Source organism: Chromobacterium sp. LK1 (assembly GCF_001043555.1).
Classification (GTDB): Bacteria; Pseudomonadota; Gammaproteobacteria; order Burkholderiales; family Chromobacteriaceae; genus Chromobacterium; species Chromobacterium aquaticum.
In genome coordinates, this window is sequence record NZ_LDUI01000018.1 from 221,888 (window position 1) to 236,554 (window position 14,667).

Annotated in this window: 9 protein-coding genes; 8 read left to right on the top strand and 1 reads right to left on the bottom strand. The window is 55.7% G+C overall.

Annotation, left to right across the window (positions count from 1 at the left end; all coding sequences use genetic code 11):
* Positions 1-314: 314 nt before the first annotated feature.
* Positions 315-1,850 carry a phosphatidylserine/phosphatidylglycerophosphate/cardiolipin synthase family protein gene (locus tag VI26_RS09590; protein ID WP_048409497.1) on the bottom strand — a complete coding sequence of 512 codons (1,536 nt, stop codon included), beginning with the start codon at positions 1,848-1,850 and terminating at the stop codon, positions 315-317.
* Between the two features lie 277 nt (positions 1,851-2,127).
* Between VI26_RS09590 and gltB the strand changes: the two genes are divergently transcribed.
* From gltB to rfbH, 8 genes are all read left to right on the top strand, one after another.
* Positions 2,128-6,576: a glutamate synthase large subunit gene (gene gltB, locus VI26_RS09595; protein WP_048409498.1), complete on the top strand. Its 4,449-nt coding sequence runs from the start codon at positions 2,128-2,130 to the stop codon at positions 6,574-6,576.
* 98 nt (positions 6,577-6,674) lie between these two features.
* A complete protein-coding gene (locus tag VI26_RS09600; RefSeq protein ID WP_048409499.1) occupies positions 6,675-8,090 on the top strand; it encodes an FAD-dependent oxidoreductase in 1,416 nt (471 codons plus the stop codon).
* Between the two features lie 360 nt (positions 8,091-8,450).
* On the top strand, positions 8,451-8,810 hold the full coding sequence (locus VI26_RS09605; RefSeq protein ID WP_048409500.1) for a MarR family EPS-associated transcriptional regulator: 360 nt from the start codon (positions 8,451-8,453) through the stop codon (positions 8,808-8,810).
* Positions 8,811-8,812: 2 nt separating this feature from the next.
* A complete protein-coding gene (locus VI26_RS23805; RefSeq protein ID WP_082150984.1) occupies positions 8,813-10,261 on the top strand; it encodes a mannose-1-phosphate guanylyltransferase/mannose-6-phosphate isomerase in 1,449 nt (482 codons plus the stop codon).
* Between the two features lie 168 nt (positions 10,262-10,429).
* Positions 10,430-11,425, top strand: a complete 996-nt coding sequence (locus tag VI26_RS23810; protein WP_082150985.1) for a 2Fe-2S iron-sulfur cluster-binding protein — start codon at positions 10,430-10,432, stop codon at positions 11,423-11,425.
* A gap of 18 nt (positions 11,426-11,443) precedes the next feature.
* Entirely contained in the window at positions 11,444-12,223 is a 780-nt protein-coding gene (gene rfbF / locus VI26_RS09620) for a glucose-1-phosphate cytidylyltransferase (protein ID WP_048409503.1), read from the top strand.
* A complete protein-coding gene (gene rfbG / locus VI26_RS23815; protein WP_082150986.1) occupies positions 12,208-13,290 on the top strand; it encodes a CDP-glucose 4,6-dehydratase in 1,083 nt (360 codons plus the stop codon). Before rfbF ends, rfbG begins: the two co-directional genes overlap by 16 nt.
* The gene (rfbH, locus tag VI26_RS09630) at positions 13,287-14,642 is read left to right on the top strand and encodes a lipopolysaccharide biosynthesis protein RfbH (protein WP_048409505.1); all 1,356 of its coding nucleotides are present in this window, start codon (positions 13,287-13,289) and stop codon (positions 14,640-14,642) included. The genes rfbG and rfbH overlap by 4 nt, the downstream gene beginning before the upstream one ends.
* Positions 14,643-14,667 lie beyond the last annotated feature (25 nt).

The window sequence follows — 14,667 nt, forward strand, 5'->3', positions numbered from 1 at the left end:
ACCTGTAACCCTTTGCGGTGTCACTCGGTGCGCGTTGGGGCGCAGTTCTGTACGCACGGGCAGACCTGGGTCCGCCGCCGCCATGGAGGCTGGCCTTGAGGCGCGAATAAAAACAGGGCGCTTTGCGCCGCGGTCCGTGGCTGGTCGCGGCGGAATCCGCGCGGCCTTCACGTCTGCCGGCCTGGAGAACATCCCAAGAAAGCGCGCATTTTAGACCTTTTGCTTGTCATGTTGTTGCGCAACAAAAGGTTTGGCCGAAAAAAAGCTGGGCCAGCAGGCTTTATTGTCCCGCCTCCGTGCATTTCGCCGCAGGCCTAGTCGTCCAACTGGCTGTTTTGATTGTCTTTGTCAGCATCTTGAGATGGCTGGCGCGGCAGTGGCGGCTGTTGTTTTTTGCCACGCCGCGACCAGTAAAGCCCGCAAGCCTTGGCCACGATGGCGCCGCCGCTGAGCAGCAGCAGGAATAGCAGTGGGCCGGCCACCAGCCAGGGGAAGAAGGCGATCAGGCCGGCGCAGATCAGCAGCGCCACGCCTATGGTCAGGAAGGCCGAGGCCTCGCTGGCGTCGACCGTGCGGGTGCCGCGCACCACCACGCCGAGCGCGTCGCCGATGCGCGCCGCCTGGCGCGCGGCGGCGCTGGCGCCGCTGATCGCCGCGGTGCGCGGCGGCAGCAGCAGGCCGTGATAGTCCTTGGGGCGTGGCTTGGTCAGCGTTGGCCGGCGGCGTTGACCGGCGAGGATAACCTCGGTGGAGTGGTCCAGGTCCAGCAGAAACTGTTGGGCCAGCTTTTCCGCCAGCGCCTGATCCTCCACCGCCACGTCCAGCTCGCGGTTGGCCAGCCAACTGGACAGATTGAGGTTGGTGGAGCCTATGCGCGCCCAGCGCCCATCCGCTACCGCGGTCTTGGCGTGGATCATCGGGCCGTCCCATTCGAACACGCGCACGCCCGCTTCCAGTAACGGACGGTATTGGGTGCGCGACACGGTGGCGATCCAGCCGATATCGCTGGAGCGCGGCACCAGCAAGCGGACATCGACACCATCGCGCGCCGCTTGCTTCAACGCGGTCAGATACATGCTGGTGCCCATGAAGTAAGCGTCGGTCAGCCACAAGGTGCGGCGGGCGAAGCAAGCGATCAGTAAATCCAGCCGCATCATCTGCGCCGTGGCCGGGGTGGTGGCGATCAGGCGCGCGGCCACACTGCCGCGGGCTTCTTCCGGTTCCGGAGGCGGAGACAGCCAGGCTTCGGGCAGCGGGCTGCCGCAGCTGGCCCAGCTGTCGGCGAAAGCCGCCAGCGCGTCGGCCGCCAGGGGGCCGCAGAGTTTGACTCCGGTGTCGCGCCAAGGCGCGAGCCCGCGTTCCGGCCGTCCTTCCCAACTGGAACTGATGCACAGCCCGGACACGAACACGGTGCGGCGGTCTATCACGATCAGCTTGCGGTGATTGCGCCCCAGCATGCTGAGGCCGGATGTCAAGGAAGGCGGATTGTAGGCGCGCAGCTCGGCGCCGGCCGCGAGCAAGGGTTTGAAAAAGCTGCCCAAATGCGCTTTCCAGCTGCCCAGCCAGTCATACAGCACGCAGACCTTGACGCCGGCGAGCGCACGCTCGGTCAGCAGATCCCGCATCCGCAGGCCAAACGCGTCGTTGGCGAAAATATACATCTCGATGAACACGGAGTCCCGGCTGGAGGCGATGGCCTGTTCCCAGGCCGGGAAATTCTCCACGCTGTCATACAACAGTTCCACCTGGTTGCCGCCAACCAAGGGAGCGCCGGCGGAACGGGACAGGGCCTGCTCGGCCAGATGGCGGATCAGATCCTGATTGGAAGGGGCTGGTGATGGAATAGGCATTTGGTTTTTGTCTGACAATATTCGTTATTCTATTGAAATGGCGGTTTTGGATGTCCTTGACAATGCGGCTTGACAGTCGTTTTATTGAACTTATGCGTCACAAAACTACAAGTTTCTCCGTGAGTTTTGGAATTTTCTCTATGTGAAAATTCAAAAAAAACATTTGTAACTTGATGATTTTAATCATCTAATGCGCTGCACAAAAACCGGTTGCAGGGTCAAGCTCCTTGCCCTTAGAATCGAAACATTCGTTTCACATTATAAGCAGGACAAAGATATGGACAGACAACGCTGGCTGCAGGGCACCCTGTACCATCCGGATTTCGAACAGGACAGTTGCGGCTTTGGCTTGATCGCCCAACTCGACGACAAACCCAGTCATTGGCTGGTCAATACCGCCATTTCCTCGCTGGCCAAGCTGACCCACCGCGGCGCCGTGGCCGCCGACGGCAAGTCCGGCGACGGCTGCGGCCTGCTGTTCCGCAAGCCGGACGGCTTTCTGCGCGAGGTGGCCGCGGCGGCGGGCCTGTCGCTGAAGGCAGTGTACGCCGCCGGTCTGGTGTTCCACCATCCGGAATCAGAGCGCGGTGAGCGCAGCTTGCGTCGACTGCGCGAATTCCTGGAAGCCCAGGGCTTGGAGGTGGCCGGCTTCCGACAGGTTCCCACGGACAGCGGAGCTTGCGGGGAGGCGGCGCTGGCATCGCTTCCCGCCATGGTCCAGGTCTTTGTGAACTGTCCATTCGGCATGGACGAATTAATGTTCCAACGCCGCCTATACATGGGTCGTCGCCAGGCTGAGAAAGCCAATAAGGCAGACGACCCGTTTTTTTATCTGCCGACGCTGTCACCGCACACTTTGTCCTACAAAGGCCTGGTGACGCCGGAAAACCTGCCCAGATTCTTTCTGGACTTGAACGATCCCCGCTTCGAATCCAGCCTGGCGGTATTCCACCAACGCTTCTCCACCAACACCTGGCCGCAATGGAAGCTGGCGCAGCCCTTCCGTTTCCTCGCCCACAATGGCGAAATCAATACCGTGCAGGGCAACCGCCACTGGGCGCGCGCGCGCGAGCGCATCATGGCGTCTCCGCATCTGGACATGGACGCGGTTCGTCCCATTGTCCAGACCGACGGCTCCGATTCGATGTCGCTGGACAATATGCTGGAAGGCCTGTTGATGGGCGGTATTCCTTTATTCCGCGCCTTGCGTCTGCTGGTGCCGCCGGCTTGGCAGAACGTGGACTCCACCGACAAGGATCTGCGCGCCTTCTATGAATTCAACTCCATGCATATGGAGCCATGGGACGGCCCGGCCGGCATTGTGCTCACTGATGGCCGCTACGCCGCTTGCATGCTGGATCGCAATGGCCTGCGTCCGGCGCGTTGGGTGCTGACACGCGACAATATCTTGACGATTGCCTCTGAAGTGGGGGTATGGGACTACCAGCCGGAGAATGTGGTACGCAAGGGCCGGGTCAAACCGGGCCAGTTGTTCGCCGCGGATCTGGCCACTGGTGAATTGCTGCTGCCGGAGGAGATAGACGCGCAGTTGAAGAGCGCCAAGCCCTATCGGCAATGGATCAAGGACAGCGCCAAGTATCTGGAGTTGTCGATAGAGGACGATGTCGGCGTCGAGCCGCTGTCCAAGGACGAACTGCTGCGGCTACAGAAACTGTTCAATCTCAGTTATGAGGAACGCGACCAGATCCTGCGCGTGTTGGCCGAGGATGGTCAGGAAGCGGTGGGCTCCATGGGCGATGACACCCCAATGGCGGTGCTGAGCCGGAAAGTGCGCTCGCCGTTCGACTATCTGCGCCAGCAGTTCGCCCAGGTGACCAATCCGCCTATCGACCCGATCCGCGAAGCGGTGGTGATGTCCTTGAACACGGTGTTCGGTCCGGAACGCAATATGTTCGAGGAGAGCGCCGAACACGCCAAGCGTCTGGAAGTGCGCTCGCCGGTGCTGTCGCACGAGAAGTTCACCCGCATCACCTCCCGGCCGGAGCCCTATCTGAAGGCGACGACTTTCGACCTGTGCTACGACCCGAGCGAAACCGATCTGTGTCAGGCGATAGAGAGCCTGAACCGGCATGTGGTGGACGCGGTGCGGGAAGGCACGGTCATCGTGGTGCTGTCCGACCGCCACATGACGGCGCAGCGCCTGCCTATCCCGGCGCTGTTCGCCACCGGGGCGGTGCACCACGCCTTGATCGACAGCGGCCAGCGCTGCAAGACCAATATCGTGCTGGAAACCGGCGCGGTGCGCGACGCGCACCAGATGGCCTGTGTCATCGGCTACGGCGCCACCGCGGTTTATCCTTATCTGGCCTACCAGAGCATCATCGACCTGGTGCAGAGTGGCGAAGTCAAACTCAAGAGCAACGAAGCGCTGCAGCAGTACCGCAAGGGCATCAACAAGGGCCTGCTCAAAGTGTTGTCCAAGATGGGCATCTCCACCATCGCCTCCTACCGCGGCGCGCAGCTGTTCGAAGCGGTGGGCGTACATGAGGACGTGGTGGCGCTATGCCTGAAGGGCACGGTGTCGCGGGTGTCCGGCGCTGGTTTCGCCGATTTCGAGGAGGATCAGCGTCAACTGGCGCGCTTCGCCTTCAATCCGGTGCGGCCCTTGTCCCAGGGCGGCCTGCTCAAGTTCGTGCATGGCGAGGAATACCACGCTTATAACCCCGAAGTGGTGACCCTGCTGCAAAAAGCGGTGCAGAACGATGACTACCAGGCCTATCAGCAATACGCCGAGGCGGTGAACCAACGGCCGGTGGCGATGCTGCGCGACTTGATGCGGGTGAAGCCGCTGGGCGAGCCTATCTCCATCGACGAGGTGGAGCCGGTGGAAGCCATCCTCAAGCGTTTCGACTCCGCCGGCATGTCCCTGGGGGCCTTGTCGCCGGAGGCGCATGAAGCGTTGGCAATCGCGATGAACCGGCTGGGCGGCCGCTCCAACTCCGGCGAAGGCGGCGAAGACGCCGCGCGCTACGGCACCGAGAAGATGTCCAAGATCAAGCAGGTGGCCTCGGGACGTTTTGGCGTGACGCCGCATTATCTGGTCAATGCCGAAGTGCTGCAAATCAAGGTGGCCCAGGGCGCCAAGCCGGGAGAGGGCGGCCAGCTGCCGGGGGATAAGGTATCCGGCTTGATCGCGCGGCTGCGTCACGCCAAGGAAGGCATCAGCCTGATCTCGCCGCCGCCGCACCACGATATTTATTCGATCGAAGACCTGGCGCAGCTGATCTTCGACCTCAAGCAGGTCAACCCTTCCGCGCTGGTGTCGGTCAAACTGGTGGCCGAGCCCGGTGTCGGCACCGTCGCCGCCGGCGTGGCCAAGGCCTATGCCGATTTGATCACCATCTCCGGCTACGACGGTGGCACCGGCGCCTCGCCGCTGACTTCGGTCAAGTACGCCGGCTCGCCGTGGGAGCTGGGCCTGTCCGAAGCGCAACAGGTGTTGCGCGCCAATGGCCTGCGCGGTCGAGTACGGGTGCAGACCGACGGCGGCTTGAAGACCGGCCTGGATGTAGTCAAGGCGGCGATGATGGGTGCGGAGAGCTTTGGCTTCGGTACCGGGCCGATGGTGGCGCTGGGATGTAAATACCTGCGTATCTGCCATCTGAACAACTGCGCCACCGGCGTCGCTACTCAGGAAATCAAGCTGCGTTCCAAGTACTTCACCGGCTTGCCGGAAATGGTGATGAACTACTTCCTGTTCATCGCTCGGGAAACGCGGGAATGGATGGCGAAGCTGGGTGTGCGTAATATGGAGCAGTTGATTGGCCGGATGGACCTGCTGGAATGCGTGGAAGGTGCCAGCGCCAAGCAGGCCAAGCTGGACTTGAGCCCGCTGCTGTCTCAGGGGCAGGTGCCGGACAGTGAGCCGCGCTTCTGCATTAGCGCCAGTAATCCTTCGTTCGACAAGGGTGAATTGGCCGAGACCATTCTGCAGGACGCGCTGTCGGCCATCCACAATAAGCAGATGCTGGAGCTGAGCTACCCAATCGAGAACACCCACCGTTCGATAGGCGCGCGCCTGTCCGGAGAAATCGCTCGCGTCCACGGCGCGGCCGGTTTGCCGTTCGGCTGCCTGAAAATCAAGTTCAGCGGCAGCGCCGGACAGAGCTTTGGCGTATGGAACGCGTCCGGTCTGCACTTGGAGCTGGAAGGCGACGCCAACGACTACGTGGGCAAGGGCATGGCCGGCGGTCGCGTTACCATCTATCCGCCCAAGAATGCGGCTTACCGCGCAGGCGAATCCATCATCATCGGCAATACCTGTCTGTACGGCGCCACCGGCGGCCAGTTGTTCGCCGCAGGCGTGGCTGGCGAACGCTTCGGGGTGCGCAATTCTGGCGCGCTGGCTGTTATTGAAGGCGCCGGAGATCATTGCTGCGAATACATGACCGGCGGCAGCGTCATCGTGCTGGGTGAAACCGGCTACAACTTCGGCGCAGGCATGACCGGTGGTTTCGCCTTCGTTTACGACCCGAATGAGAAATTTGCCTACCGCTACAACAACGAGTTGATCGACATCCACCTGATCAATGGCGAAGCCATGGGCATGTACCGCGCCTATCTATTGGAAAAGATCGCTAAGCACGTTGAATTGACCGGTTCCGAGACGGCCAAGGCAATGCTGGAGAATTTCGACGATTACGTCGATTACTTCTGGCTGGTCAAACCCAAGGCGGCCAAGCTCGACAGCTTGCTCAAGGACTAAGACGCGCAAGGCGGGGCGGCTGAGACGTCGTTCCGCCCTACCTAATTCAAAGCCCGGTCGCCTGCGAGCGATGGGCCCCAGCAAGACAGGAAACAACCATGAGCGATGTTTTCCAATTCATGAAGCTTTCGCGCAACCCTGGCGACAAGGTGGACGCTTCGGTGCGCAAGATCGAATTCAAAGAAATCTACCAGCCGCTGCACAGCGTGGATGCGGCGGATCAGGCCGGCCGCTGTTTGTCCTGTGGCAACCCGTACTGCGAATGGGAGTGCCCAGTGCACAACTATATCCCCAACTGGCTGAAGTTGGTGGAGGAGGGACGCTTGTTCGAGGCGGCGGAAATGTCGCACAAGACCAATAGCCTGCCGGAGATCTGCGGCAGGGTCTGCCCGCAGGATAGGTTGTGTGAAGGCGCATGCACCTTGAACCAGGGCGGCTTTGGCGCGGTTTCCATCGGCAGCATCGAGAAATACATTACCGACGAGGCCTTCAAGGCCGGCTGGCGTCCGGATATGTCCAAGGTGGTGTGGACGGACAAGACAGTGGCGGTAATCGGCGCCGGCCCGGCCGGCCTGGCCTGTGCCGACGTATTGGTGCGCAATGGCGTCAAGGCGGTGGTGTTTGACCGCTACGAGGAAATCGGCGGCCTGCTGACCTTTGGCATTCCAGAGTTCAAGCTGGAAAAATCCGTGATCAAGCGCCGCCGCGAGATCATGGAGGGCATGGGGGTGGAGTTTGTGCTCAATACCGAGATCGGCAAGGATGTCCAGATAGAAGAGTTGCTGGAACAATACGACGCCATCTTCATGGGCATGGGCGCGTACAAGTATATGAAGGGCGGCTTTCCTGGAGAGGATTTGCCCGGAGTGTTGGAAGCCCTGCCTTATTTAATCAACAACGTGCGTCAGGGGCTGGGTACGCTGCCGGCTGGCGAAGAGCCGATCACGATGCAAGGCAAACGCGTCGTGGTGTTGGGTGGGGGGGATACCGCGATGGACTGCAATCGTACCGCGATACGCCAGGGCGCGAAAAGTGTGATTTGCGCCTACCGTCGAGATGAGGCGAATATGCCGGGCTCCAAGCGTGAGGTGGCAAATGCGAAGGAGGAGGGCGTTGACTTCTTGTGGAACCGGCAGCCGCTCGGAATTGAGCGGCGGCAGGATGGTGTGCTGAAGATTAGACTGGCTGAGACCTGCTTGGGAGAGCCGGATGCTAACGGTCGCCGTAACGCCGCGATTGTGCCCGGTAGCGAAGCAACCGTAGAATGTGACCATGTTATCATCGCTTTCGGTTTTCAGGTGGAAGCTGTTTCATGGGCGGAAAAGCAAGGCATTACCACCGCCCCTAGTGGTCGTACCCGCGCTGGCGGCCGCGGGATGCATAATTGTCAGACTAGCAATCCCGAGGTTTTTGCTGGCGGCGACATGGTTCGCGGCGCAGACTTAGTAGTGAGGGCCGTATTCGACGGACGACAGGCGGCAGAAGGGGTATTGGGATACCTCGGAATTTGGTAGCTGTAAGTCATTACTGAAAGTATTCTTGCGACGATTTGCTGCATATTGATAATAGGGTGTTGTAAACCTCTTTGAAATGCTCCCCTGTTATAATGAGTTCGATTTCACGTTACTTTTGGCTTAATCTAGTGCTGCTTGTGATAGCTGCTTAGTTCGTGAAAAGTAATGGTCTATAAGTATGTTGGTTCTTATTAGAGAAATCTAGTGTGTGGACCTCTTGGTATAACATTGGGTCCAATGTTCAAGTTCTTACAGTGCGTATTCTTGTCGTGATCAAAGTTGCTTTGTCTAGACGCGAGATGAGAGGTATTTGAAATTGTTTTTGTACAGAGTGCCATATTGGGGTAATGCTTAGACTTTATGACCAGTCGCCAAGCAAGATTGCAGGAGGATACCTATTTTCGCGTAATGCGCATCCTGCAAGAAAATCCAGATCTCACTCAACGTGAGCTGGCTGAAAGGCTGGGTGTCAGTGTGGGTGGTCTAAATTATTGTTTGAAAGCTCTGATGGGAAAAGGGCTAGTAAAAATGAAGAATTTTGGCTATTCCAAGAATAAATTTGGCTACGTCTATGTTCTCACTCCAAGTGGTATCGCCGAAAAATCTGCTATTACGCACCGTTTCTTGCAGCGTAAGATGGAAGAGTATGAGGCGCTGAGAACTGAAATCGAAATGCTCAAAGCCGAAGCCGAAAATCAAAGTAGTGAAAGCGCACAATAAACATGACTAACGTTACACCTGTCATCCTCTGTGGCGGTTCTGGCACCCGTTTGTGGCCACTCTCTCGAACGGGTTTTCCTAAGCAATTTCTGTGCTTGACTAGTAATGAAAGCCTGTTCCAACAAGCCGCGCAACGTTTGTGTGATTTGGCTGATGTCAACATACAGCTTTCCTCGCCGTTGATTGTGACTGGTGAGGATCATCGCTTTTTGGCTGTAGAGCAACTACGAGAAATCGGTATTGAACTGGGGGGCGCTTTACTTGAGCCCGTAGGGCGAAATACCGCGCCAGCACTCACGCTTGCGGCATTGGCCGCGACAGAAGAAGGGCACGATCCAGTGCTGGTAGTTGTCCCCGCTGATCAGACAGTGAGCGATTCAAGCGCGTTTGTATCAGCCATGCAGGTGGCGATCAAAGAAGCGTCAAACGATAACATCGTTATCTTGGGGGTGACGCCTGACAGACCAGAGACGGGGTACGGTTATATCCAGGTTGACAGCTCAACAGTAGGTGTTGGGGTGCAGGCGGTCCTGGGATTTGTTGAAAAACCAGATGAGCAAACAGCTAAGGGCTATTTGGAGGCCGGCAATTATTATTGGAATGCGGGCATGTTTGTGCTGAAAGCCTCTGTGTGGTTGCAAGCACTTCAGGCATTCCGACCTGATATTCTGACTGCAACAAGGCTGGCTTGGGGTAACCGCTCGACGGATGTACAGTTTATTCGGCCAGATAAAGACGAGTTTGCCACGATCCCCTCCGAGTCCATTGATTACGCGGTGATGGAGCATTGTCCCGGAAGTACCTTCCCTATCAAGATGGTGCCACTTGATGCTGGCTGGAATGACCTGGGAGCATGGGATGCCGTCTGGAAGGTTCTGCCCAAAGACGAGACTGGCAATGCCCACGTTGGCGATGTACTAACCACAGGCAGCCGTAATACCCTTGTGCATGCTACTAGTCGGCTAGTGAGCCTGGTTGGAGTAGAGAACATTATCGTAGTTGAAACCCCCGATGCGGTTCTTGTGGCTGACAAGTCCTGCAGTCAGGATGTCAAGCATATTGTTAGCGGACTCCAAAAGCAAAGGCGTGTCGAACATACTCTTCACCGCAAAGTTCACCGCCCTTGGGGGTGGTACGATAGTATCGACGAAGGCGGACGCTTTAAGGTCAAGAGAATTTTGGTCAAACCCAAAGCTAGTCTGAGCCTGCAAAAACATCACCACCGGGCAGAGCATTGGATTGTTGTTAAAGGCACTGCAGAAATTACCAATGGTGAGAAAATCGTTCTGTTGACAGAGAATCAGTCGACCTATATTCCTTTGGGGGAGATTCATCGGCTAGCTAATCCGGGCAATATTCCGCTAGAAATTATCGAGGTACAATCAGGTAGCTATTTGGGTGAAGATGATATTGTTCGATTTGAAGATTGCTACGGAAGAAACGTTCAATGAACTCACCGAAAATAAATGTTGTGGCCCAAAGTTGGGTGGTGGGGTTTGCCTCCGTAGGTTTGTCTTGGATGTTGGTGTGTAAGGAATATCGGACAATAGTAAAAAATAATGTGTGTTGCATGAAAAAATGATTGCGACGTCAATGTCTGAGTGGGGTAAATAACTGTTGTGACAATCGTTAAACTAGCAGATGGGCGTCAATTCCAAGTTGAGAGAAATATTTCGCTACTAGATGCTGCAACAACCTCTGGGGTAAGGCTTCCCTATAGTTGTCGAACAGGCCGTTGTAGTACTTGCAAAGCAAAGGTCTTGAGTGGCTCGACAACTCCTTTGTTTGAGGAGACAGGTCTTACTTCTGAGGAACTGGAAGAAGGCTGGATTTTGACTTGTGTACGATCAGCACAATCAGACATCGAACTCGAAGTAGATGATCTTGGTGGAATCTCCTTTCCCGTATCTAAAACTATACCTTGCCGCATATCATTTTTGGAGCGACTTGCTGATGATGTTGTCAAGGTTTTGTTGCGCCTTCCTCCGGCAGCAAGTTTCGAATTTATCCCAGGCCAGTACATTGATGTGATTGGCCCTGGGGGAATACGGCGAAGTTATTCGTTGGCTAACTTCAATTTTTCTGACAAGACGCTCGAACTCCATATCCGTGAGGTTGATAGGGGTGAAATGAGCCAGTATTGGTTTGATCGGGCCAAAGTCAATGACCTTCTGCGCCTTAATGGACCGCTTGGTACCTTTTTGTTGCGAGAAACCAAGAGTATCGACATATACTTCCTTGCCACGGGGACTGGCATCGCTCCGGTTAAGTCTATGTTGGAGTCTATCGCACATCTGCCTGTTGAGAAAAAACCTAGATCTGTAACGGTATTGTGGGGAGGGCGGCAGCCCAGCGATTTTTATCTGGATGTGTCCAATATTGCGGGAGAGCATAACTATATCCCAGTTTTGTCGCGTGCGAATGATGATTGGGCAGGTAAAACGGGTTATGTTCAGCATGTGATGCTTGATTTAGCTCCTAATTGGAGCAATGCGGTGGTCTACGCTTGTGGTTCAGACGCGATGATCCATAACGCCAAAAAAATACTCATGGAGGCTGGATTGCCAGCCAAGCGATTTTACTCCGATGCCTTTGTGTGCTCGGCAAGTAATTGATCGAATAGAAAGGACAAAATGAAGGCAGTGATTCTTGCAGGGGGGCTCGGTACGAGACTGAGCGAAGAGACATCTGTTCGTCCTAAGCCAATGGTGGAAATTGGTGGCAAGCCAATTCTTTGGCATATCATGAAAATGTATTCTTATCATGGTATTCACGACTTTGTTATTTGTTGCGGTTATAAAGGCTACTTTATTAAAGAATATTTTGCGAATTACTTTTTGCATATGTCGGACGTGACATTTGATATGCAGGCCAATAGTATGCACGTGCATGAAAAGCGTGCGGAGCCATGGAAGGTGACGCTGGTCGACACCGGGGATGACTCCATGACTGGGGGGCGGCTGGGACGGGTCTCCGATTATGTTAAGGATGAAGAGGCTTTTTGCTTTACTTATGGTGATGGCGTCAGTGATATCGATATTTCGGCGACAATTGAATTCCATCGCCAGCACGGAAAAGCAGCGACTTTAACTGCCACCTATCCGCCAGGACGGTTTGGTGCGCTGGATATCCAGAGCAGTCAGGTCATGAGCTTTCAGGAAAAGCCGAAAGGTGATGGAGCTATGATTAATGGAGGATTCTTTGTTTTGAGTCCTAAGGTACTGAAATATATTAAAGGCGACACCACTATTTGGGAGCAGGAGCCACTGATGCAGTTGGCTGAGGATGGGCAGCTGATGGCCTATGAACACCAGGGTTTCTGGCAGCCTATGGATACGCTGCGGGACAAGCATTTGCTGGAAGAACTCTGGATAAGTGGCAAGGCCCCCTGGAAAAAATGGGGTTCGAAGTGATACCGCAGCAAACCAGGCCGGAGTTCTGGCGTAACAAACGCGTACTGTTGACGGGGCATACTGGCTTTAAAGGTAGTTGGCTCTCTCTCTGGCTTCAGGCTATGGGTGCAGAACTGCGAGGTGCCGCGCTTCAGCCGCCCACGACACCTGCACTGTTTGATGTAGCCCGAGTGGCTGAGGGCATGGATCATCAGGTCGTAGATATCCGCGACTATGAAAAAATCTGTGCATTAGTTGCAGATTTTCAGCCCGAAATTCTGATCCATATGGCAGCACAACCTTTGGTTCGTCTGTCGTATCAGCAGCCTGTTGAAACCTATGCCACAAATGTTATGGGCACCGTGCATGTTTTAGAGGCCGCACGTAAGGCTGGCAGTGTTCGGGCAATCGTCAATGTCACCACTGACAAATGCTACGAGAACAAGGAATGGCTCTGGGGCTATCGAGAAGACGAGCCGATGGGCGGTTATGATCCGTATTCGAATAGCAAGGGTTGTGCTGAACTGGTGAGTAGTGCCTATCGAAAGTCCTTTCTCAAGAATGAAGGCATTGCCATGGCGACGGCGCGAGCAGGCAATGTCATTGGTGGTGGCGATTGGGCATTGGATAGGCTGGTGCCGGACATCCTTCGTGCTTTGGAAAAACAGCATGCCGTTCAGATTCGCAATCCACATGCCATTCGTCCTTGGCAGCATGTGCTGGAACCGCTATCGGGCTACCTCCTGCTGGCAGAGCGGCTGTACGAAAATGGTCAAGCCGATGCGGAGGGCTGGAACTTCGGTCCCTGCGATGAAGATGCACGTCCCGTTCAATGGATAGTCGAGCAACTCTGCGAAACTTGGGGGCGGGGCGCGACATGGTCTTTGCAGACGGGTGATCACCCGCATGAGGCCAGCTACCTTAAGTTGGATATTTCCAAAGTACGGCAACGCCTGCACTGGTCGCCACGATGGTCGTTGCAAACTGCGCTTTCCCACATTACTGACTGGCATCAGGCCTGGTTGTCCGGCGCAGATATGCGCGCTTGTTGCCTTGATCAAATCACACAATATCAGAGTAAAAAATGAGTACAGCATCTACCGTTAATTTCCAGCCGCAACTCGATAAACTCCGCTCGCAAATTAGCGAGCTAGTGCAGCAATATGCTGAAATCGCCCACGCGCCCAAACCCTTTGTAGCCGGCCAAAGCGCTGTTCCAGTTTCGGGCAAGGTCATCGGCGCCAAAGAACTGCAGCTGATGGTGGATGCCTCGCTGGATGGTTGGCTGACGACCGGTCGTTTCAATACCATGTTTGAAGAGCGGCTGGCCAAGTTTCTGGGTGTGAAGTATCTGATTACAGTGAACTCTGGTTCCTCAGCCAACCTGGTGGCATTCTCGACACTGACCAGCCCCAAGCTGGGCGATCGTGCCATCAAGCAAGGTGACGAAGTCATCGGCGTGGCAGCCGGTTTCCCGACGACGGTCAATCCTATCCTCCAGTTCGGTGCTGTCCCGGTGTTTGTTGATGTGGATCTCGCAACACACAACATTGACGCCAGCAAGATTGAAGCTGCCATTACTCCCAAGACCAAGGCCATCATGCTGGCCCATAGTTTGGGCAATCCCTTCAATCTGGAAGTGGTGACTGCGCTCTGCAAGAAGTACAACCTTTGGTTGGTAGAAGATTGCTGTGATGCTTTGGGAGCCACCTACAAAGGTCAGATGGTTGGTACTTTCGGTGATATCGGTACTCTAAGTTTTTACCCGGCCCATCACATCACAATGGGCGAGGGTGGGGCGGTGTTCACCAACAATGCTGAATTGAAACTGATTGCCGAGTCCTTCCGCGACTGGGGCCGCGACTGCTACTGCGCACCTGGCAAAGACAATACCTGCGATAAGCGCTTCTGCTGGACGAAAAAAGACCTCGGCGGGGATCTGCCCGATGGTTATGACCACAAGTACACCTACAGTCATCTCGGTTACAACCTGAAGATTTCCGACATGCAGGCTGCTTGTGCTCTAGCGCAGATGGACCGTGTCGAGGAGTTCATCGCCAAGCGTCGGGCTAACTTCGCGTATCTGAAGAACCGCCTGGCTAGCGTCGAGCAGTTTCTGCACTTGCCGGAAGCGACTCCGAATAGTGAGCCGTCTTGGTTTGGCTTTCCCTTGATTGTTAAGGTGAGTGCTGGTGTGAAGCGAGCCGATTTGATCAACTTCCTGGAGGAAAACAAAATCGGTACGCGTTTGCTGTTTGCAGGCAATCTGACGAAGCAACCTTATATGTCAGGCCGTAATTTCCGTGTCAGTGGTGATTTGACTAATACCGATGTGGTGATGAATCAGACTTTCTGGTTGGGGACATTCCCAGCGTTGGGTCAAGAGCAGTTGGATTACATTGTGGAAAAACTGGAAGAGTTTTTTGGGGTAAGTTTCTAAGCATGGAGGGCACACATTCCCCTTT

Excerpts from the sequence above, each read along its gene's own strand:
- VI26_RS09590 (WP_048409497.1), bottom strand. The coding sequence starts at position 1,850 with ATGCCTATTCCATCACCAGCCCCTTCCAATCAGGATCTGATCCGCCAT.
- gltB (WP_048409498.1), top strand. The coding sequence starts at position 2,128 with ATGGACAGACAACGCTGGCTGCAGGGCACCCTGTACCATCCGGATTTC.
- VI26_RS09600 (WP_048409499.1), top strand. The coding sequence starts at position 6,675 with ATGAGCGATGTTTTCCAATTCATGAAGCTTTCGCGCAACCCTGGCGAC.
- VI26_RS09605 (WP_048409500.1), top strand. The coding sequence starts at position 8,451 with ATGACCAGTCGCCAAGCAAGATTGCAGGAGGATACCTATTTTCGCGTA.
- VI26_RS23805 (WP_082150984.1), top strand. The coding sequence starts at position 8,813 with ATGACTAACGTTACACCTGTCATCCTCTGTGGCGGTTCTGGCACCCGT.
- rfbF (WP_048409503.1), top strand. The coding sequence starts at position 11,444 with ATGAAGGCAGTGATTCTTGCAGGGGGGCTCGGTACGAGACTGAGCGAA.
- rfbG (WP_082150986.1), top strand. The coding sequence starts at position 12,208 with ATGGGGTTCGAAGTGATACCGCAGCAAACCAGGCCGGAGTTCTGGCGT.
- rfbH (WP_048409505.1), top strand. The coding sequence starts at position 13,287 with ATGAGTACAGCATCTACCGTTAATTTCCAGCCGCAACTCGATAAACTC.